The organism is Paracoccus litorisediminis, assembly GCF_009711205.1.
In the GTDB taxonomy this organism is placed as follows: Bacteria; Pseudomonadota; Alphaproteobacteria; order Rhodobacterales; family Rhodobacteraceae; genus Paracoccus; species Paracoccus litorisediminis.
In genome coordinates this window covers 12,557-33,055 of the sequence record NZ_WMIG01000025.1, presented here as the reverse complement: position 1 = coordinate 33,055, position 20,499 = coordinate 12,557, and the positions used below count along the sequence as shown (strand labels likewise).

General features: G+C 63.6%; 19 protein-coding genes, 2 pseudogenes and 1 riboswitch. Of the genes and pseudogenes, 10 read left to right on the top strand and 11 right to left on the bottom strand.

The features are described from left to right. Positions 1 to 16: 16 nt before the first annotated feature. Positions 17 to 224: riboswitch (cobalamin riboswitch) on the bottom strand. A 37-nt stretch (positions 225 to 261) separates the two neighbouring features. Together cobO and GL300_RS23030 are read left to right on the top strand one after the other, a co-directional pair. Next, a complete protein-coding gene (gene cobO / locus GL300_RS23035; RefSeq protein WP_155042033.1) occupies positions 262 to 870 on the top strand; it encodes a cob(I)yrinic acid a,c-diamide adenosyltransferase in 609 nt (202 codons plus the stop codon). A gap of 32 nt (positions 871 to 902) precedes the next feature. Further along, complete coding sequence (locus tag GL300_RS23030; protein ID WP_155042032.1) at positions 903 to 2,354, top strand: cobyric acid synthase; 1,452 nt, start codon at positions 903 to 905, stop codon at positions 2,352 to 2,354. Here the strand turns inward: GL300_RS23030 and cobD are convergent. From cobD to GL300_RS27345, 7 genes and pseudogenes are all read right to left on the bottom strand, one after another. Then, the gene (gene cobD, locus GL300_RS23025) at positions 2,334 to 3,326 is read right to left on the bottom strand and encodes a threonine-phosphate decarboxylase CobD (RefSeq protein ID WP_155042031.1); all 993 of its coding nucleotides are present in this window, start codon (positions 3,324 to 3,326) and stop codon (positions 2,334 to 2,336) included. The genes GL300_RS23030 and cobD overlap by 21 nt on opposite strands. Beyond that, complete coding sequence (cbiB, locus tag GL300_RS23020) at positions 3,317 to 4,255, bottom strand: adenosylcobinamide-phosphate synthase CbiB (RefSeq protein WP_155042030.1); 939 nt, start codon at positions 4,253 to 4,255, stop codon at positions 3,317 to 3,319. Before cbiB ends, cobD begins: the two co-directional genes overlap by 10 nt. Then, entirely contained in the window at positions 4,252 to 5,052 is an 801-nt protein-coding gene (locus GL300_RS23015) for a propanediol utilization protein (protein WP_155042029.1), read from the bottom strand. The genes cbiB and GL300_RS23015 overlap by 4 nt, the downstream gene beginning before the upstream one ends. 67 nt (positions 5,053 to 5,119) lie before the next feature. Continuing rightward, complete coding sequence (locus tag GL300_RS23010; protein ID WP_155042028.1) at positions 5,120 to 5,413, bottom strand: hypothetical protein; 294 nt, start codon at positions 5,411 to 5,413, stop codon at positions 5,120 to 5,122. Continuing rightward, complete coding sequence (locus tag GL300_RS23005; protein ID WP_155042027.1) at positions 5,394 to 5,711, bottom strand: hypothetical protein; 318 nt, start codon at positions 5,709 to 5,711, stop codon at positions 5,394 to 5,396. Before GL300_RS23005 ends, GL300_RS23010 begins: the two co-directional genes overlap by 20 nt. Before the next feature lie 32 nt (positions 5,712 to 5,743). Further along, positions 5,744 to 5,890 (bottom strand): annotated as a pseudogene (locus GL300_RS27350) (DUF481 domain-containing protein); the annotation flags it as partial. A gap of 48 nt (positions 5,891 to 5,938) precedes the next feature. Next, positions 5,939 to 6,283, bottom strand: a complete 345-nt coding sequence (locus GL300_RS27345; protein WP_155042025.1) for a DUF481 domain-containing protein — start codon at positions 6,281 to 6,283, stop codon at positions 5,939 to 5,941. Between the two features lie 97 nt (positions 6,284 to 6,380). Between GL300_RS27345 and GL300_RS26290 the strand changes: the two genes are divergently transcribed. Beyond that, the gene (locus tag GL300_RS26290) at positions 6,381 to 6,662 is read left to right on the top strand and encodes a hypothetical protein (RefSeq protein ID WP_170297793.1); all 282 of its coding nucleotides are present in this window, start codon (positions 6,381 to 6,383) and stop codon (positions 6,660 to 6,662) included. Positions 6,663 to 6,698: 36 nt separating this feature from the next. On the opposite strand, the gene GL300_RS22985 is transcribed toward GL300_RS26290, so the two are convergent. After that, a complete protein-coding gene (locus GL300_RS22985) occupies positions 6,699 to 7,358 on the bottom strand; it encodes a TetR/AcrR family transcriptional regulator (RefSeq protein ID WP_155042023.1) in 660 nt (219 codons plus the stop codon). 88 nt (positions 7,359 to 7,446) lie between these two features. Between GL300_RS22985 and GL300_RS22980 the strand changes: the two genes are divergently transcribed. From GL300_RS22980 to GL300_RS22960, 5 genes are all read left to right on the top strand, one after another. Further along, complete coding sequence (locus tag GL300_RS22980; RefSeq protein ID WP_155042022.1) at positions 7,447 to 8,433, top strand: HlyD family secretion protein; 987 nt, start codon at positions 7,447 to 7,449, stop codon at positions 8,431 to 8,433. Beyond that, positions 8,430 to 10,136, top strand: coding sequence for an ATP-binding cassette domain-containing protein (locus GL300_RS22975; RefSeq protein ID WP_155042021.1), 1,707 nt, complete (start codon positions 8,430 to 8,432; stop codon positions 10,134 to 10,136). Before GL300_RS22980 ends, GL300_RS22975 begins: the two co-directional genes overlap by 4 nt. Further along, the gene (locus GL300_RS22970) at positions 10,133 to 11,254 is read left to right on the top strand and encodes an ABC transporter permease (protein ID WP_155042020.1); all 1,122 of its coding nucleotides are present in this window, start codon (positions 10,133 to 10,135) and stop codon (positions 11,252 to 11,254) included. The genes GL300_RS22975 and GL300_RS22970 overlap by 4 nt, the downstream gene beginning before the upstream one ends. A gap of 3 nt (positions 11,255 to 11,257) precedes the next feature. Then, complete coding sequence (locus tag GL300_RS22965; RefSeq protein WP_155042019.1) at positions 11,258 to 12,370, top strand: ABC transporter permease; 1,113 nt, start codon at positions 11,258 to 11,260, stop codon at positions 12,368 to 12,370. A 189-nt stretch (positions 12,371 to 12,559) separates the two neighbouring features. Continuing rightward, the gene (locus GL300_RS22960) at positions 12,560 to 14,848 is read left to right on the top strand and encodes an arginine/lysine/ornithine decarboxylase (RefSeq protein ID WP_155042018.1); all 2,289 of its coding nucleotides are present in this window, start codon (positions 12,560 to 12,562) and stop codon (positions 14,846 to 14,848) included. Between the two features lie 252 nt (positions 14,849 to 15,100). On the opposite strand, the pseudogene GL300_RS26910 reads toward GL300_RS22960, so the two are convergent. Next, positions 15,101 to 15,506: pseudogene (locus GL300_RS26910) on the bottom strand (DDE-type integrase/transposase/recombinase); the annotation flags it as partial. 183 nt (positions 15,507 to 15,689) lie between these two features. After that, complete coding sequence (locus GL300_RS22955) at positions 15,690 to 16,580, bottom strand: LysR substrate-binding domain-containing protein (RefSeq protein WP_155042017.1); 891 nt, start codon at positions 16,578 to 16,580, stop codon at positions 15,690 to 15,692. 129 nt (positions 16,581 to 16,709) lie between these two features. Between GL300_RS22955 and GL300_RS22950 the strand changes: the two genes are divergently transcribed. Together GL300_RS22950 and GL300_RS22945 are read left to right on the top strand one after the other, a co-directional pair. Then, positions 16,710 to 17,177: a RidA family protein gene (locus tag GL300_RS22950; protein ID WP_155042016.1), complete on the top strand. Its 468-nt coding sequence runs from the start codon at positions 16,710 to 16,712 to the stop codon at positions 17,175 to 17,177. Next, positions 17,174 to 18,361, top strand: coding sequence for an aminotransferase class V-fold PLP-dependent enzyme (locus tag GL300_RS22945; protein ID WP_155042015.1), 1,188 nt, complete (start codon positions 17,174 to 17,176; stop codon positions 18,359 to 18,361). Before GL300_RS22950 ends, GL300_RS22945 begins: the two co-directional genes overlap by 4 nt. A gap of 849 nt (positions 18,362 to 19,210) precedes the next feature. Here the strand turns inward: GL300_RS22945 and ampC are convergent. After that, entirely contained in the window at positions 19,211 to 20,371 is a 1,161-nt protein-coding gene (ampC, locus tag GL300_RS22940; RefSeq protein ID WP_155042014.1) for a class C beta-lactamase, read from the bottom strand. Positions 20,372 to 20,499: the final 128 nt, after the last annotated feature.

The following is a 20,499-nucleotide window of genomic DNA, read 5'->3' as shown; positions in this document are numbered from 1 at the left end:
GAACACCCCCGTCCGGTTACATGCATCATGGCTGGCAGGTCTCCCGGCTTGCGGATTTCGGAGGGTAGCTCCGGCGGTTGCCCTGCCTTCCCGGATGCATGCATCCAGTGGCCTTGGGTTCCCTTTCCACTCACGGTCGCGGGGGCGGCTGCGCTCTGGGCCTGACGGCCTTGCGCATTCCCTTTTCACCTGTTTGCACAGGCACCAGCGGGACTGATATGGTCCAGCCCGCCAAGGACTGTCAAGCGCAAGGAACCCGACATGGACGACACCGCCACGCGCCACACCGAAAAGATGAAGCGCATCAAGGCCGCGCGCGACAAGATGATGGCGTCCAAGACCGGGGAAAAGGGCCTGATCATGGTCCATACCGGGCCGGGCAAGGGCAAGTCGTCATCGGGCTTTGGCATGGTCCTGCGCTGCATCGCCCATGGCATGCCCTGCGCCGTAGTCCAGTTCATCAAGGGCGGTCGCGATACCGGCGAACGCGAATTGCTGCGGACACGCTTTGCGCAGGAATGCCGGTTCTTTGTCTCGGGCGAGGGGTTCACCTGGGAAACCCAGGACCGCGAACGCGACATTGCCGCCGCCCAAAACGGCTGGCGCATCGCGCGCGAGCAGATCCTTGACCCTCAGATCCGCTTTGTCCTGCTGGACGAGATCAACATCGCCCTGCGCTATGACTATCTGGACGTGGCCGAGGTGGTGGATTTCCTGCTGAACGAAAAGCCGCCGATGACCCATGTCTGCCTGACCGGGCGCAATGCCAAGCCGGAACTGGTCGAGGCCGCCGATCTGGTGACCGAGATGTCGCTGATCAAGCATCCGTTCCGCGCGGGCATCAAGGCACAGCCGGGGGTCGAGTTTTGATGCAAGCCAACCCGATCGGGCGGCGCTGACCCATGGGCCGCGCATTGATGATCCAGGGCACCGGCAGCAATGTCGGCAAGTCCCTGCTTGTGGCCGGGTTGTGCCGGGCGGCACGGCTGCGTGGTCTGTCCGTCGCGCCGTTCAAGCCGCAGAACATGTCGAACAACGCCGCCGTGACCCGCGACGGCGGCGAGATTGGCCGGGCGCAGGCCGTGCAGGCGCTGGCCTGCGGCCTGCCCCCGCATTCAGACATGAACCCCATCCTGCTCAAGCCCGAGTCTGAAACCGGGGCGCAGGTCGTGGTTCATGGCCAGCGTCTGACCTCGGTCCGGGCGCGGGATTATGCGACGGTGAAACCCCGGCTGCTGGGCTATGTAATGGAAAGCTATCAGCGCCTGCGCGCCGCCCATGATCTGGTGCTGGTCGAGGGCGCGGGCAGCCCGGCCGAGGTCAACCTGCGCCGCAATGACATCGCCAATATGGGCTTCGCGCGGGCGGCGGATGTGCCGGTTGTGCTGGCGGGCGACATCGACCGCGGCGGCGTCATCGCGCAGATCGTCGGCACACAGGCGGTGATCGACCCCGCCGATGCGGCGCAGATCGCTGGCTTTCTGATCAACCGCTTTCGCGGCGACCCGCGGCTTTTCGACGACGGCTACCGCCTGATCGAGGCGGCGACCGGCTGGCGTGGTTTCGGCGTCTGCCCGTGGTTCCCGGATGCGTGGAAACTGCCTGCCGAGGATGCGCTGGACATTCGCAGCCCCGCGGCGAAAACCGGGGCCGGTCTGCATGTCGTCTGCCTGCGCCTGTCGCGCATCGCGAATTTCGACGATCTCGACCCGCTGTCGCAGGAACCCGGAGTGCGCCTGACCATGCTGGAGCCCGGTCAGGCGATTCCGGGGGATGCGGGACTGGTCATCATTCCCGGCACGAAATCGACGCGTGGTGATCTGGCCTTCTTGCGGGCGCAAGGCTGGGATATCGACATCCTTGCCCATCACCGGCGCGGCGGCCGGGTGCTGGGAATTTGCGGCGGCTATCAGATGCTGGGGCGCTTCGTCGCCGATCCTGACGGGATCGAGGGGGCTGCGGGGACCGATCCGGGGCTGGGCCTGCTGGACGTGACCACCGTCATGACCCCCGACAAGCGCCTGACCGAGGTTGAGGCCACTCATCTGGCCACCGGACAGACCTGCAGGGGCTATGAAATCCATCTCGGGCGCAGCGATGGCCCCGATTGCGCCCGGCCCTTCGCCATGATCGGGGACAAGCCCGAAGGGGCCGTCAGCGCGGATGGGCGGGTTGCGGGCAGCTATCTGCACGGCTTGTTCCGCGACGATGGTTTCCGCGCCGCCTATCTGCAGGGCTTCGGCGTGTCGTCCGGGTTGGGCTATGATGCGACGGTCGAGGCCACGCTGGACGCGCTGGCCAACCATCTTGAACAACATCTGGATGTCGAAGGGCTATTCGCCCTTGCCCGCTAGCGCCGTTTCCAGACGCTGCCACCCGGCCTCATTCCCCGGCAGGCCCAGCCGGAGCCAGCCCGGCGCATAGGGAAAGATCCGCGTCCAGATCCGGCTGCGGGCCAGCCGCTTCTGGGCGGCCCGCGCATCGCCGACCTCATAGGTGCGAAACAGCGGCGTGCCACCCACAAGCTGCCAGCCGGCGCTGGCCGCCGCCCGATCAAGACGCAGGGCGTCAAGGTCCAGCCGCTGCCTTGTGCGCGCCTGCCAGTCGTGATCGCCAAGCGCCGCTTGCCCGATGGCGATGGCGGGACCGCTGACCGCCCAAGGACCGGCCAACGCCGCTATTTTTGCGGCCAGCCGGGCCTCGGCCAGCGCAAAGCCGAGCCGCAGACCGGCAAGGCCGTAAAACTTGCCAAATGAGCGCAGCACCAGCAGGTTCGGTGTCCCCTCTCCCAACAGCGGGGCCAACGAAAGCTGCGGCTCGGGATCGGCGAAGCTTTCGTCGACGACCAGCAGCCCGACGCGCCCAGCCAGTCGCAGCAATTGCGCCGGATCGTGGCGCTGCCCGTCGGGATTGTTCGGGTTGACCAGCACAGCCAGATCGGCCCCGGCCAGTTCCTGAAGCGTGGCGACCTCGGTCACATCCCAGCCCTGCGCATGAAGCGCCGCGCCATGTTCGTTATAGGTGGGTGCCAAAACGCGGGCTTTGCCCGGCGCACGCAACCGCGGCACGATCTGGATCGCCGCCTGCGCCCCGGCCAGCGCCACCACCGAAGCGTTGGTGGCATAAGCCGCACGGGCTGCGGCCAGCAGTGCGGCCATGTCCTCGGCCACCGGCAGGGCGGTCCAGGCCGAGGCGGGGAGGGCCGGAACCGGATAGGGAACCGGATTGATGCCGGTCGACAGATCCAGCCAGTCGCCCGCGCCGTAAATCCGCTTGGCCCGGTCAAGATCGCCGCCATGATCGCGCTTAGCCAAGGTCACAGACATGCCAGAAGCCCCAGAAATCCGGCGCCAAGAAATAGCGCGCGGCGGTAAAGTGCAAGCCCTCGGGTCAGGTCCGCCGGTCCCGGATCGGGCGCGTCTGCGTTCAGCCAAGGCTCATCCGCGACGTGATCACCGTAGCTGCGTGGACCCGACAGGCGGATGCCAAGCGCCCCCGCCATCGCCGCCTCGGGCCAGCCAGCATTGGGTGATCGATGGTGGCGGGCATCGCGCCGCATCACCTGCAGCGCCGCCTTAGGCCTTGCCGATGCCAGCGCGAACAGCAGCCCCGTCAGGCGCGCCGGGATCAGGTTCACCAGATCGTCCAGACGCGCCGCCACCTTGCCGAAGTTTTCATGCCGTGCCGTGCGGTGCCCGATCATGGAATCCATGGTGTTCACCGCCTTATAGGCGGCGATCCCCGGCAGTCCCGCGACCATGCCCCAGAACAGGGGCGCGATCACCCCGTCGGAACTGTTCTCGGCCAGACTTTCAAGCGCTGCGCGCGAGACGCCCGCAGCGTCCAGCCGTGCCGGATCGCGCCCGACGATCATCGCGACGGCCCGGCGCGCGCCTGACAGATCGCCCTGCCCCAGCGGCTGGGCCACCAACGCGACATGGCTGTGCAGAGAGCGCGCAGCAATCAAAGGCCATGCCAGCACGCCGCCGATCAGCACGCCCAGCCAGCCCTGCGGCAGGATGAATTGCAGCATCAGCGCCGGTAAGATTGCCGCCCCGATCACCAGCACAACCGTGACCGCGCCCATCGCAATATCTGCGACCGCCGGGCCCTGACGGTTCAGCCGGTGGTCGCAAATGCCGATCAGGCGACCCAGCCACGTGACCGGATGCCCGATCCGGCGGTAAAGCCAGTCGGGCCAGCCAAGGCACGCATCGATTGCCAGCGCCACCAGCATCATCGCGGCAAAACTCATGCCCGCCCTCCGCTGCGAAAACTCAATATCTGCTGAAATCCTGCGGCCCGCAGTGCAGCCGCCGCCCGTGACGGCACCTCGCCCGGCGGAAAGATCAGCCCGCGGGCCGAGCCGGTATGCGCCCGGACATGGCCCAAGGCACCGAGTTCGCGGGCCAGATCGGGGGTCGGATCACCCTCGGGGCCGCGCAGGGCACTGCATCGCATGGCCGATTGCGAGGCGAGAGCCGCCGCTTGCGCAAGATCCGGCTGCCCGCGCCATTCGGCAACAAGGTCGGAAATATCGGGAAAATTCAGGTCCAACGGGTCCGTGCGCTGCGCGGCACCCCAGAAACCGCCCAGAATCTCGGCCTCGGGGGGCGGTGGCAGATCCTCGACCACGACCCCGTGGCGCGAGGCCCACAGCACCGCATCCGGCCTTGGCAGCATCAGCGGATCACAGGCCCCCTCGATCCCGTGACACATGCGGGCCAGCGCCTTGGGATCAGGAGGGGCATCTCCTCTTGCGACACAGGCCAGTGCCAGCAGCGCCGCAGTCGAGGCCCCCGCGCCCCCGCCCGGCGGCATCCCCGCAATAAGACGATAGGCGCCCTCATCACATCCCAGCCAGTCGAAGACCTGCGCGGCATGGCTTTCAGGGATGATCTGCGGCTGCTGTTCGACCAGACGTTCCCCCGACCCCAACCGTTCAGCCACAACCGCCAGTGCCGGACAGGCCATGGTCACCAGCACGACCGGCCCTTGCGGGCCAAGCCGTCCCTGAAGCCATTCGCCGAAATGGCCTTCGACCCGGATCATGGCCTGCCCATGGTCGTGGGGAAAACGGCTGCGATCCGGTGGTCGGCAAGGGCGGGGAAGCGGTGGATCAGCACCAACTCGTCTGGTCCGGAAGGCATCGTGGGGCTCGTTTCACTTGATCGCGGCCTGACTTGCATATCGACCGGACAAAGTCGATGCACTTGCCCGCGTTACCCTGACTGACCGAGGCATTCGAGATGTCATCGGCATCCGCGTCCAGAAGTAGCGCCACGACCTTGCCGTCCAGCACGACCTGCACGTGGTCACCGTCCTGCACCAAGGTCAACTCACACTCGCCCTCGCAACCCGAGGACAGCACGATGCTGACCTGATCATCGCTGTCATAGGTGATCCGGGTCACGCCCGTGGGCAGCGCTGCTCAGGGTGACGTCATCCTCATCGTCACCGCCATCGAAGGTGTCGGTGCCTTCGTCCGGACCCGTATTTTCGGCACCGTAAAGGTCATCGCCATAGCCTAGGTAGATTTCGTCATCGCCGGCATCTGCGGCCACGGTATCATCGTCGTCAGAGCCTCCGGTCAGGTCGCGGCCGCCGTAAGGGTCGTCATAGCCTGCCTCAGCGGAGTCATCGTCACTCTCGAGGATAAGCGCGTGGCGGAATCCATGTCTTTCCTCGGGTTCAGTTTCGGGAGGCGGCACGTAGGGCCGCGACCGTTCGCAGAGGGATGGGTCTAGAGCCCGTAGACCAGCGACACACCCAGCATGTTGTCGGTGCGGATGGCGCGGTCGGACACATATTCGGTGAGATAGGAAATCCGGGACGACAGCGCACCGGTCATGCGGAAGTTCAGGCCACGCTCATTGCTGGCCGCGCCATTCGCATCCGAGGTCGGGTAATCGGTGCCGCTGTGACAAAGGCGTTGTCACTACGCGATGAAAGAAGCGCGAGGACAGGATGTAGCCCGCTTCGGCATTCGACTCGAACCCAGCGGTTCCGGTCGTATCCACCTGAACGACTTGGTGTGGCGCAGCCCAAGGCCCGCCTGCAGACGCCACGTGGTCTGGTCGCTGGCCAGAACCCGGAAGCTAGGCTCGCAGCCCAGAAAGGCGTCGCGCTTCAGCCGCCCGTCCTGATCGGCAACGTCATCCCCGGCCAGCCCGTCCACGGTCAGGCGACCAAGCGCAAAGTCGTCGAAGTAATATTGCCCATCATGGATGGCATAGACATCCTTGGTGTCGGGGCCGCCGGTCGCATCTTCGCCATATTCCATCACCCACCCAGACCAGCAGCTTGCGGCACCGGCTGGCGCCGAACGCGGGCATGAGCAGCTTTACCTCGCAAAAGACCTGCATCCTGAAATACCATGGATGCAACTCTCGGCCGGGCTGTACGATGTCTGGGACGCGAGGATCGCCGAGTCACCAGCGGAACTACTCCACTTCAAATACCATGCCGGCTTCCACAAGAAGGTCATGGACGAAATCGGTCGCAACCAGCATTTCGACGATTCCGCCGAATGCCGCGCCTATGCCGAAGCGCTGGAGGGCGGGTTCAACTGCTTCTACAGCAAGGAAGGCTCGGTCCGCTGGGATCGGGCCGAGATCATCAAGTGCACCCTGTCGGGCGATTTTGCCCTGCATTCGTCCTGATGCACCCACCGACCCCTGCCGCAGATGCGGCGGGGGTCATCGCCCGGCACCGCGATACCGTTCCCGAACCGCCGCCAGTCCCCCCAAGGCATAGGCATGCAATTGCCCGATCAGATCCTCTGTCGCGGCGTGATGGATGCGTTCGCCCAGCTCCGTTCCGCTGCGGCCCAGCAGGGCGATCATTGCGCAGGGCGCGGCGATGCAGGGCAGGCAGCGCAACAGCACCGGGTCATCGACGGGGATCAGGGTAATCTCGCTAAGCATCGGCAGGATCGCCTGCAGTTTGGGCAGGATCTCTTGCTGTTGCAGCACCTGCAAATGGCTTGAGGGCGACAGGATCTCGCGCCCCAGCACGATCACCGGCCATGACACCTGCCCGCCAACGCCGCCCAGCAGGAACCGGATCAATTCACACAGCTTCTCCGGCGCGGGCAACGCGCTGGCCATCAGGCGCTCGATGTCATGCAGATCGGCGATGCGGCGATGCGCTTCGGCCAGCACCGCTTGATACAGCCCGGCACGGTCCCCGAAATGGTAGTTGATCGAGGCCAGATCGACCTCGGCCAGCGCCGCAATTTCCTTGCTGGCGGTCTGGGCAAATCCGGCATCGGCAAAGCGCTGCCCGGCAATCTCAAGGATGCGGGCGCGGGTCGCCACGCCATCGATGCGCTTTCTTGCGGTTCTGGCCTTGCTCATTCCGATGCGTCCTTTTCGAAGTGGCTCGACTTTAAAACCGATTTAGATTAAATTCAATTTAGTTTAAGCTCCGCTCATAGGGCTGACCATGAAACGCATCCTGCCAATCCTGCTGATTGCCGCGCTGGCCTTGGGCGGCTGGTTCTGGTGGCAGCAACGCGATGCGACCAGCTCGGGCGACATCACCCTTTACGGCAATGTCGACATCCGGCAGGTCGCGCTGGCCTTTGACGGCAGCGGCAGGATCGCGGAATTGCGCGTGCAGGAGGGCGATCGGGTCAAGGCGGGCGCGGTTATCGCGCGGCTCGATACCCACACGCTGGAATTGCAGGCCAAGGCGCAGGAAGCCGTGGTCGAGGCCGAACGGCAGACCCTGCTGGAACTTCGCGCAGGTGCGCGCCCCGAGGAAATCGCCCAGGCCCAGGCCCGTGTCGCTTCGGCCAAGGCTTCGGCCGAGCTTGCCAACCTGCAACGCGACCGCGCTGCGCGGCTGCTGACCTCGCGCGCGGTCAGCCAGCAGGATCTGGACCGCGCCTCGACCGAGGCGAAGGCCGCGAATGCCGCGGTCGATCAGGATATTGCGGCGCTGGACCTGCTGCTGGCCGGCGCCCGCCCCGAGGAAATCGCCGCCGCCGCCGCGCGGTTGCAGGCGGCCGAAGCCCAGCTGGAACTGCTGCGCTATCAGGTGACCTTGGGCGAATTGCGTGCCCCTGCCGATGCCGTCATCCGCTCGCGCCTGCGCGAACCCGGCGACATGGCCACGCCGCAATCGCCGGTCTATGCGCTGGCCCTGACCGATCCGAAATGGGTCCGCGTCTATGTCCGCGAAGCCGATCTGGGCCGGATCAAGCCGGGCATGGCGGCGCAGGTGCTGACCGACAGCCATCCCGAACCGGTCGCGGGTCAGGTCGGCTATATCTCCTCGGTGGCCGAGTTCACCCCGAAATCCGTCCAGACCGAGGAATTGCGCACCAGCCTCGTCTATGAGGTCCATGTCACCGTCGACGACCCGACCGACAGCCTGCGCCTTGGTCAGCCGGTCACTGTCAAGCTGACCGACGGGCACGCGCCATGACCGCGCTGACGGTCAGCGCCGAGGGGCTGTCCAAGTCCTTTGCCGGTCTTGCCGCCATCGACAATCTGACGCTCACCGTCCGACAAGGGGAACTGACCGCGCTGGTCGGTCCGGATGGCGCGGGCAAGACCACGTTGATGCGCCTGTTCGCCGGGCTGTTGCGGCCCGATGCCGGGTCGCTGCATGTGCTGGGCGTCGATGTCGCGCGCGATCCCCAGCAGGTGCAGGACCGCATCAGCTACATGCCGCAGCGCTTTGGCCTGTACGAGGACCTCAGCGTGCAGGAAAACCTTGATCTTTACGCGGATCTGCATGGCGTGCCGATGGCGCAGCGCCGGGACCGCTTCGCCCGCATGCTGGCGATGACCGATCTGGCGCGCTTCACCGACCGGCCAGCGGGCAAGCTGTCGGGCGGTATGAAGCAGAAGCTGGGACTGGCCTGCACGCTGGTCCGCTCGCCCGATCTGCTGCTGCTGGACGAACCCAGCGTCGGCGTCGACCCGCTGTCGCGCCGCGACCTGTGGCAGATCGTGCTGCAACTGGTCAAGGATGACGGGCTTAGCGTCATCGTCAGCACCGCCTATATGGACGAGGCCGAGCGCTGCGCGCAGGTCCATGTCCTGCATCGCGGCCGTATTCTGGCCTCGGGCCCGCCCGATACCCTGCGCGATCGGGCGGGCGGCCTGACCTTTGTGGCCACGCCGCTGCCGCCCATGCCCGCCCGCGCCTTGCAGGCAAGGCTGATCGACGCGCCCGATTGCATCATCGACGCGGTGCCGCAGGGCGGCAATGTCCGCTTCATCCGCAGGCCGGATGCCGATGCGGCGCGGCTGGCGGATCTTATCGCATCGGCCACCCCCCGCCCGGCCGAGCTGGAAGACACCTTCATGATGCTCCTGCGTCTGCAGGACGACACGCCCCCCACAACCATCGCGATGCAGACGACAGCGATGGCCAGCGATGGCCAGCCGGTCATCGTGGTCCGCGATCTGGTCCGCCGCTTCGGGGATTTCACCGCCGTCGCCAGCACCTCGTTTCAGGTGGCGCGGGGCGAGATCTTTGGCCTGCTCGGCCCCAATGGCGCGGGCAAGACCACCACGTTCCGCATGCTTTGCGGGCTGCTGCCCGCGACCAGCGGGCATCTTGAAGTCGCAGGCCGCAACCTGCGGACCGCACGGGCGCAGGCCCGCCAACGCATCGGCTATGTCGCGCAGAAATTCGCGCTCTATGGCAATCTGACGGTGCGCGAGAATCTGGCATTCTTTGGTGGGGCCTATGGGCTGTCGGGCAAGCTGCTGCGGACGCGGATCACTGATGCCATTTCCGAGTTTGACCTTGATCCCACAGCAGTCAGCGGGCTGCTGCCCGCGGGTTACAAGCAGCGACTGGCCATGGCCGTTGGGCTGCTGCACCACCCCGAGATCCTGTTTCTGGACGAACCGACCAGCGGCATCGACCCGCTGGCGCGCCGCGCCTTCTGGCGCCGGATCACCGCATTGGCACAGGGCGGCACCACCATCATCGTCACCACCCATTTCATGGAAGAGGCCGAATATTGCGACCGCATCGCCATTCAGGATGCGGGCCGGATGCTGGCCATCGGCACGCCCCGCGAGGTGCGCGACCTGTCGGGCGCGGATGACATGAACAGCGCTTTCATCGCCATTGTCGAGACGGCCCGCGCGGGCCGCAACGCGGCATGAACGCCCGCGCCCGCCTGATCGCCCTGACCCGCAAGGAAACGCGGCAGATGCTGCGCGACCGCAGCAACCTGATCGTCGGGCTGGTCCTGCCGGTGGTGCTGATCCTGCTGTTCGGATTTGGCCTGTCCTTCGACGTCACCGACGTCCGCATCGCCGTGGTGATCGAGGACAGCTCTGCCGCCACCATGACGGCCGTCGCGGGTATCGCCGGGTCCGATTACTTCAGCCCGATCTGGACCCATTCGATGCCCGAGGCCGAGGCCCTGATCCGCGCCGGTCGCGCCGATGCCATCCTGCGCGTGCCCGCCGAATTCACCCGCGATCTGCTGCAGGGCGAAGGACAGCTGCAACTGATCCTGAACGGCGTCGATTCAAACACCGCTCAGGCCATCGAAACCTATGCCAGCGGCGCGATCTCGACCGCGCTTCAGCATATCTCCGACCGGCAGGGCGATCCCGCCGCGACCTCGGCCAGCGTCACGCTGGTCAGCCGCATCTGGTTCAATGAGGCCAATGACAGCACTTGGTTTCTGGTGCCGGGCCTGATCGTGCTGGTGATGACGCTGATCGGGGCTTTCCTGACCTCGCTCCTGATCGCGCGGGAATGGGAACGCGGCACGCTGGAATCGCTGTTCGTCACCCCGGCCCGCCCGATCGAGATGGTGCTGTCCAAGCTGGCCCCCTATCTGGTGATCGGAGCCATCGACCTTGTCTTCTGCCTGCTGGCGGCGAGATTCGTCTTTGACGTGCCGATCCGGGGCTCGCTCTGGATCATCATCCTGTCCTCGCTGCTTTACCTGCTGGTGTCGCTGGCGCTGGGGCTGGTGATCTCGGGGGTGACGCGCAACCAGTTCGCGGCCAGCCAGATGGCGCTGCTGACCAGCTTCATGCCGGCCCTGATGCTGTCGGGCTTTGTCTTTGACCTGCGCAATGTACCGGTGGTGGTGCAGGTGATCAGCAACCTGCTGCCCGCCACGCATTTCATGGGTCTGATCAAGACCCTGTTCATGGCCGGAGACGACTGGCCGCAGATCCTGCGCGCCAATGCGACGCTGGCCGCCTATGCGCTGGTGCTGATCGCCATCGCCCGGCGCACGCTGACCAAGACGCTGGACTAGACCATGCAGGGCTTGCTGCTTTACCTGACCCAGACGCTCGCCCTGATCCGCAAGGAAATGCTGGCGCTTCTGAAAGACCCGTCCAGCCGTGCGCTGCTGTTTGCACCCGCGCTGATGCAGTCGCTGCTGTTCGGCTATGGCGCGACCTATGACCTGACCCATGCCCCCTATGCGGTTCTGGACCAAAGCCGGGGCGCGGCCTCGACCCAGATCCTCGCGCGGCTGGACGGGACCGGGGTTTTCCAGCGCATTGCCACGCTGGACAGCCCCGCCCGCATCGCCGCCCAAATCAACAGCGGCAAGGCGCTGCTGGTCGTGATTTTCCCGCCCGATTTCGAATCCCGGCTTGCCGCCGGGACCACGGCCCCGATGCAGGTGATCCTTGACGGGCGCAATTCCGCCACGGCGGGCGCGGCGGCGGCACAGGTCGCGGCCATCGTCGCGGATTTCAACCGGACGCTGGGGGCAGCGCCGCCAGTGACCATCATCCGACGGGCGTGGTTCAACCCGAATTTCGAATCCCGCTGGAACCTGATGCCCGCGATGATCGCCTCGCTCAGCATGCTGCAAACCCTGATGCTGGCGGCGCTGTCGGTGGCGCGCGAACGCGAACAGGGCACTTTCGACCAGCTTCTGGTGACGCCGCTGACCCCCACGCAAATCCTGATCGGCAAGGCCCTGCCCGCGATCTTCGTGGGGCTGGTGCAATCGACGATCATCTTGCTGATCATCCTGTTCTGGTTCCAGATCCCGATGGCCGGATCGCTGTGGCTGCTTTACGGCGGGCTGCTGGCCTTTACCACGGCATCGGTGGGCATCGGCCTGTCGATCTCGGCGGTGTCGCTGACCATGCAGCAGGCGATGCTTTACACCTTCATGCTGGTGATGCCGCTGATGCTGCTGTCGGGGCTGCTGACCCCGGTCCGAAACATGCCGCAGGCGCTGCAGATCCTGACCTATGCCAATCCGCTGCGTTTCGGCATCGACACCGTGCGCCGCGTCTATCTTGAGGGCGCGACTTTCCCCGATATCGCCGCGAATTTCCTGCCGCTTCTGGTGCTTGCCGGGATCACCCTGCCCTTGGCGGCATGGCTGTTCCGCCACCGGTTGGGCTGAGTTGCGCACAAGCGATATCCGGCCATTTGGCAGGGTCGCGGCGGATTGATCCCATCAGGTCTTGACGCGCCCCCCAACTAGCGAAAGAAACCGGCCACAGATCCCAAAACCGCGACAGTGCAGAACAGGAGGACGCGCCATGACATGCTGTGTCTTTCTGGACGGCTGCTCATCCGTCAGGAGAGCTTCATGAAGTTCCGCTTCCCCATCGTCATCATCGACGAAGACTTCCGTTCCGAGAACTCGTCGGGGCTTGGCATCCGCGCCATGGCCGAAGCCATCGAGAAAGAGGGCTTCGAAGTGCTGGGCGTGACCAGCTATGGCGACCTGTCGCAATTTGCCCAGCAGCAGTCGCGCGCCAGCGCCTTCGTCCTGTCCATCGACGACGAGGAATTCAGCGCCGGTCCCGATGACGATCCGGTCATCGTGAACCTGCGCACCTTCATCGAGGAAGTCCGCTGGAAAAACCCGGACGTGCCGATCTATGTCTATGGCGAGACCAAGACCAGCCGCCACCTGCCCAACGACATCCTGCGCGAGCTGCACGGCTTCATCCACATGTTCGAGGATACGCCGGAATTCGTCGCCCGCCACATCATCCGCGAGGCCAAGACCTACCTTGAGGGCATCCAGCCGCCCTTCTTCAAGGCGCTTCTGGATTACGCCGAGGACGGGTCCTATTCTTGGCATTGCCCCGGCCATTCCGGCGGCGTGGCCTTCCTGAAAAGCCCGATCGGCCAGATGTATCACCAGTTCTACGGTGAAAACATGCTGCGCGCCGATGTCTGCAACGCAGTCGAGGAACTGGGCCAGCTTCTGGACCATAACGGCGCCATCGGCGCATCCGAACGCAATGCGGCGCGGATCTTCAATGCCGATCACTGCTTCTTCGTCACCAACGGCACCTCGACCAGCAACAAGATGGTCTGGCACCATACCGTCGCGCCGGGCGATGTGGTCGTGGTGGACCGCAACTGCCACAAGTCGATCCTGCATTCGATCATCATGACCGGCGCGATCCCGGTCTTCCTGCGCCCGACCCGCAACCATTTCGGCATCATCGGCCCGATCCCGCATAGCGAATTCGAGATCGAGACCATTCAGGCCAAGATCCGCGCCAACCCGCTGCTGGACGGCGTCGATGCCGATGCGGTCAAGCCGCGCATCATGACCCTGACCCAGTCGACCTATGACGGCGTTCTCTACAATACCGAGACGATCAAGAGCATGCTCGACGGCTATGTCGAGAACCTGCATTTCGACGAAGCATGGCTGCCCCACGCCGCCTTCCACCCCTTCTATGGCCATTTCCACGCCATGGGCCGCAAGCGCCCGCGCACGCAGCACTCGGTGACCTATGCCACCCAGTCGATTCACAAACTGCTGGCCGGGATCAGTCAGGCCAGCCATGTGCTGGTGCAGGATTCGCAGGACACCAAGCTGGACCGGCACCTGTTCAACGAAGCCTATCTGATGCACACCTCGACCAGCCCGCAATATTCGATCATCGCCAGCTGCGATGTCGCGGCGGCGATGATGGAGCCTCCGGGCGGCACCGCTCTGGTCGAGGAAAGCATCGCCGAGGCGATGGATTTCCGCCGTGCCATGAGCAAGGTCGATGCCGAATTCGGCGATGATGACTGGTGGTTCCAGGTCTGGGGCCCGGACGCGCCCGAAGGCGAGGGCATCGGCCGCGCCAAGGACTGGATCCTGCGCCGCACCGATGCCGAGGGCGTCCAGCGCGACGGCGAGGATTCGTGGCACGGCTTTGGCGACATGGCGCCGGGCTTCAACATGCTCGACCCGATCAAGACGACGATCATCACCCCCGGCCTGAATATCGACGGCCGCTTCGAGGAAACCGGCATCCCGGCCTCGATCGTCACGAAATATCTGGCCGAACATGGCATCGTGGTCGAAAAGACCGGGCTTTACAGCTTCTTCATCCTGTTCACCATCGGCATCACCAAGGGTCGCTGGAACACGCTGCTGGCCGCGCTCCAGCAGTTCAAGGACGATTACGACCGCAACCAGCCGATGTGGCGCACCATGCCGGAATTCTGCGCCAAGTTCCCGCGCTACGAAAAGATGGGCCTGCGCGACCTGTGCCAGCACGTCCATACGCTTTACGCCAAATACGACGTGGCGGTGCTGTCGACGGAAATGTATCTGAGCGAGCTGACCCCGGCGATGAAGCCCAGCGACGCATTCGCTCATATCGCGCATCGCACCACCCAGCGCGTCCCGATCGACGACCTGGAAGGCCGCGTCACCACCAGCCTGGTCACCCCCTATCCGCCGGGCATCCCCCTGTTGATCCCCGGCGAGGTCTTCAACCGCAAGATCGTCGAATACCTGAAGTTCAACCGCGAGTTCGCCCGCAAATGCCCGGGCTTCGAAACCGACATCCACGGCCTTGTGCAAGAGCAGGACGAGGACGGCCAGACCCATTACTTCGCCGATTGCGTGGCTAACTGACGCAATCCGCCAAGACATCGCCCCCGGCCCTCACAGGTCCGGGGGCTTCTCTTTCAGGGCTCGTTCAGGCAGGCCCTCACCGACTATTTGGCCTCTCCGTTTGAGAGGCCATTTTGGTTTGTCACTGTTGATGGTTTTGAGCCTATCAAAGACATTCACCCACATCGCAGTGAGCGTCCGCGCCAAGTTCAGGGCAATTCCGCACGACGCTACCAGCGCTTGGATGGCCAAAGAGGCTAATCGAGTCTGCTGATCCGAATAGCTCCGAGTTTCTTTGTCGCGGCTTCGGTAGGGTCTGCACCTGATCCGCTCGCGCTTGCGCAGGTTGAAGAAACTCGGCGACCGTGTTCTGCTCCGCTGGCGCAGACCGGCTGAATTCGTGGCAACTCCCTCGACGGCTCATCGAACCCTCAAGATTATAGGGCGTAGGAAGACGGCCCAGTCTATGCCGGTGAACTGGCTGCCAAATCCAGATGAGCCAACACGGTGCCCTTCGGCTTGCGGCACCAGACTGCCATGAGCAAGCCTGCAGGAAGACGCCTGCCGTTTGCCCGCCTTGCAAGGACCACCCGATCACGCGCCAGGGAAAAAGACCGATGACCACTGCGAGACAGGCGAACCCCTCCTGCGTTCGGATAAAGGTGATGCCACTCGACCAATGTCCTCGGACCAAAGGCGGACATGGTTCCGTCCCACACGTTTACCAACGAAGACGTGGATTTAGCTGCAGGCGGTTTGAGGGAGCGCCGCCGTGCTGCATAGGTCAGCATTGGTCGACCTTACGACAGCCACGCTCGTCATGTGCTGCTCGACCGACCGCAATGGGTCTTACAACTGCTCGTCAATCAGTATCGGCACATTCCGCGATCAGCCATTTGATGAAGATCTTGGTCGCGGGATGCTGCACCTGATCGCCTCGCGCAATCAGCCAATGTGAAGCCTGATCGGTAGTTACGCCCCGCTCGAAGCAGGGCTGAATGCGACCCGAGGCGATCTGGCCGCTGACCAATCGTTTGCGCGCCATGCCTATGCCCAGACCCGACGCAATGGCCTCAAGTACCACATTGTAATCCCTGAGTTGCATGAACTGGCCCTTGGACGGGTCCAGACCGTTGGCTTCTAGCCAGATGCGCCAGTCATGGCTGCCCTGGCTGTCGAGAAGGGGATAGGCCAGCACATCGCTCGGAGCGCGAATGGACATCCGTGCTGGATAGTCTGCCGACACGGCTGGACAAAGCTCCTCGGCGAAAAGCTTGCGACAATGCGGGACCAAAGGGCGGGACCCGTAGCGGATCGCAAGGTCCGCTTCGCCATTGGCAAGGTCGGCCAAGGCAAGTGTGGGATCAAGCTGGACCTCGATGTCGCTGTGCCTTGTGCGGAACCCGTCGATGCGGGGCAGCAGCCAGTTCGTCGCAAAAGATGGCAGCAGGCTGATCCGCAATGGCGCCGTTTCGTCACTCTGGCGAAGCCGGGCTGCGGCCTCGGCGATCAGATCGAAGCCTGCCTGGGTTGCCTCAAGCATCTCTTGTCCTGCATCGGTCAGCGAGATGGACTTGGAGTGACGCCGAAACAGCGGCCGGCCAAGCATGTCTTCGAGCTTGCGGATATGATGGCTGACAGCGCTTTGCGAGATCAGCAATGCGTCACCGGCCTTTCGGAACCCAGACTGACGCGCCACTTCGTGAAAGACGCGCAGGGATTCGAGAGGAGGCAAGGTCTTGGACCGGCGCATGCTGGATCACTTTGGACAGGTTCGGTGGATAATGCCATTAGCCAGATAGATTGCAAGCGCCGCAGTTTGAATTGGAACCATCCGAAGCGACTCGCCTATGCCTGTTCCCGACATGAAAGGATTGCGCAGATGTCGATTACTGCAAAGCTCAAGGAACTGGGGCATGACCTGCCGGCGGCCCCTACCCCGGCGGCGAATTATGTGCCGTGGACACGGGCGGGAAACCTGCTGACGATCTCGGGTCAGGTCAGCCGAACGCCGCAGGGCGAAATGCTGGGCGGGACCGTCGGCGGAGCCGTCAGCCCCGAGGACGGCAAAAAGGCCGCCGAAGTCGCGGCCTTGAACCTTATCGCCCAGATCGCCGCGGCGACCGAAGGCGAAATCGGTGGAATCAGCCGCATCCTGCGGCTTGGCGTCTTCGTGGCCTCCACGCCTGAATTTACCGGACAATCGCAGGTGGCCAATGGCGCCTCGGACCTCATAGCGGCGGTTTTCGGAGAGGCCGGGCGCCATGCACGCAGCGCCGTGGGCGTCGCTGCCCTGCCCGGCGGCGCAAGCGTGGAGGTCGAGGCGACGGTTGAACTGGTATTGCCATGAGCGCGCAATTGGATGTCGCACAGCTTCGGGCGGGCACACCGGGCTGCAACCATGTGATCCATTTCAATCAGGCTGGCGCGGGCCTTCCGCCCGCCGAAGTCGCAGATGCCATGCGCTCCCGGATCGAGTTGGAGGCCCGGCATGGCCCGATGGAGACCGCGTCTTCGGGCGAAGAAATCAAGGCGCAGGCCCGCGAACTGGCCGCCGGGTTGATCGGCTGCAAGCCAGCCGAGCTTGCCTTCATGTCGAGCACGGGAACGGCTTGGGGAATGCCGGTCGCAAGCCTGCCCGAGTTTCGTGCAGCGGATCGGATTTTGGTGTCGCAGCAGGAATGGGGCGGCAACCTTGCAACGCTGCGATACAAGGCGGCGCGCGCGGGCGCTACTGTAGAGCCGATGCCGACAAGGCAAGACGGCGTCACCGATCTGGACGCGCTACGGACGATGATCGACAAGCATGTCCGGCTGATCTGCCTGACTTGGCTGCCCTGCAATGGCGGGTTGATCGATGACGCCGAAGGCATCGGCCGGATCGCACAACAGCATGACATTCCCTATATCGTGGACGCGGCACAGGCCGTCGGGCAGATCCCCGTCGATGTGCGGCAGATCGGCTGCGATGTGCTGGTTTCCACGGCGCGCAAACATCTGAGGGGGCCCAGAGGAACAGCGCTTCTGTACGTCCGCGAAGCTTTCCTCGACCGGCTTTCACCGCCATGGGGCGATCACGTCTCGATGCCCTATCTGGACGAGATGCCCCAACCGCGGACTGACGCGCGGCGCTTTGAAAGCAGCGAAATGTCGGCGGTTCTGATGGCGGGACTGCAAGCCGCCCTGACATTGGCGACACGGATTGGCATCGATGAGATCCAAGCCCGTGTATCCAATATGTCAGCGTTTCTGCGACAACGCCTGGAGGAGATACCCGGCGTGACGGTCCTGGACCGTGGGACTCGTCTGTCCGGCCTTGTGGCGTTCAATCTCGACAACATGGTGGCGGGGGCGGTGCAATCGCGGCTGAGGGAAAGAGGGATCGCGATCGGGTCCAATGGGATGGCCTATACACCGCTGGACATGAACCTGCGCGGACTGGATCAGGTGGCGCGGGCGACCGTATCGTACCTGACCACAGAGGCCGAGATCGACGCACTCTGCGCCGCGGTTCGGGACTGCGCCATCTCGTAATACCAAGCGTGCCATTAACCAATCACAGCGAGTTACCATACTGCGAAACGAAATGCGGAGAGTTGCGAGGGCCCAAGCAATAAACTTGGCGGTAAAGCTTGCGACCTTCGATGAGAAATGGTGCCCACCCACGTCGCACCATGCAACTATCATGACAAATGGGGGGGAGGTGGAAGGGGTTGGCGCTCTCATGCCGCCACAGATGACTTCTTCCTTGCTCCTTCGGGTGAAGTCGAAATTCTGCTCAGGAATGGCGCAGTGACTTGAAAAGCTAGAAATATTTTCCATAAGGTATTGCCCATTTGCCCGGAGGACGCAGACTTTTGCTCATTGAGCTGACCGGCGCTCCCGACACCGCGAGTGCAGAGACCGCCGCAGAGCGTAGCTCCATCTGGGCTATGCAAATAAAACTGGGGCAAACGACGGCTCTTTTTCGACGGAATTTGCCCCAGCCGCATTCTCTGCGAGTTGTCTGACCGTCCGCGAAGGTTTGAAACGATTGCACTCAACCCGCTCGGTGATTGGTCACCGAGCGGGCGAGTCATTTTATCTGAGACGGCACATACCACCAGTCGATGAGGTCAGATGCGACGAGGTGACATCCCCGAATTGGTCGTTTGATGCAGTGCGAAGTATATCGCCCTGCGAGTGTCTGGGGCGTGCCCTGACTGAACCTCGCCGCCATTCAACCGCTTGTTCAATAGCGTCATGAGGTCTCTCTTGCGCGAAATGGACAGTCCCTGATTTTCAACTTCGCGGGCCTTGCTGAACGAAAGCGGACCGCCAACGCATGCTTGGCAGCTACTCTAACGAACATGCCGCCCGACATTGGCGAGTGCCAATTCTGGGTCACCGGCCCGCCTGATCAAGGATCTTCGTGATCAGTGTCAGGGTCGCGGCCGCGCGCACCGGATTAGGATAGTTGCGGTTCGCAAGCACCACCACGCCAATCTTTTCCGATGGAACCAAGGCAACATAAGAACCGAAGCCGTTCGTCGCGCCGGTCTTGTTCAGGAAGACGGCCCCCTCAAGAGCCCTCTCCTCATGATGGGTCATGGGCTGCGGCTTCATCGCCATATCGGCAGAGTTGCCCGCCTCAAGCTGCGCGGCTTCCACCGGCCAGGGGTACCCCTCCCAAATCATGGCCTGGGCGAAAGGGGCAGTGTCGAATTCCGACACCCGTGTTCTGGCAAGGGCCGCTGTCATATCCTCGTTCAAGGGAATATTCCCCAAATGAGCATCAAGCAGACGCGTCATGTCGGTGACGCTGGACTTTATGCCATAGGCTTCGCTGTCGAGCATGCCGGGATTGACGCGGATCGGGCGGTTGTCGGTGCGCGAGTAACCGAAAGCGTAATGCCCCATCTCTGCAACCGGGACGGTCACATAGGTGTTCGTCAGCCCCAGACAGGGCAGAAGCTCGCCCTGGAGGGCTTCCTCATAGGAGCCGCCGAACTTGTCGCCGACGATGAGCCCGAGCAGACCGATGCTGACATTCGAATATGAGCGCAGGGATTTCGTATCGCCCTCTGGCCGCCACTTCGCCAGATAGGCCATCAGCGACTGATTGTCGGTGATATCGTCCGGAACCTGCAGCGGCAGCCCCCCGGTTGCGTGTGCCGCAAGATCATAAAGCGTGATCTGGTCGAAAGCGCTGTCCGAAAGTTCCGGCAGTTGCTTTGATACCGGGTCGCGCAGCGACAGGAGGCCCTTCTGTTCTGCCAGCGCGGCAAGGGTGACATTGAACAGCTTGCTGTTCGAGCCCAGCTCGAAAATCGTTTCTTTGTCGACCGGTACAGCGGCGTCGCGATCGGCCATCCCATCTGTGAAGTAATACTGTTGGCCGTTCAGCGTGACGCCAATGGCAATGCCTGGAATGTCGAACTCTTCGATGACCGGGCGGAAGACCTCTTCGCTGATTGCTTGGAATTGCTGGTCGCTGAGCGATCCCGCATATGCCGGGGTTGCAAGAACGGCGGTCGCAAATCCAAGAAGACGGAAGCTGATCATGAGGTTCCTTGCCTGTTAGTGGCCCGGCGAGTTCTTTGCCATTCTTCCGAGCCATGTGGGAATATTCTGGAAAAGTGATCTAGAGCGGCGGAACAGGGTTATCAAAACACCAATTCTTGACGGGTCGT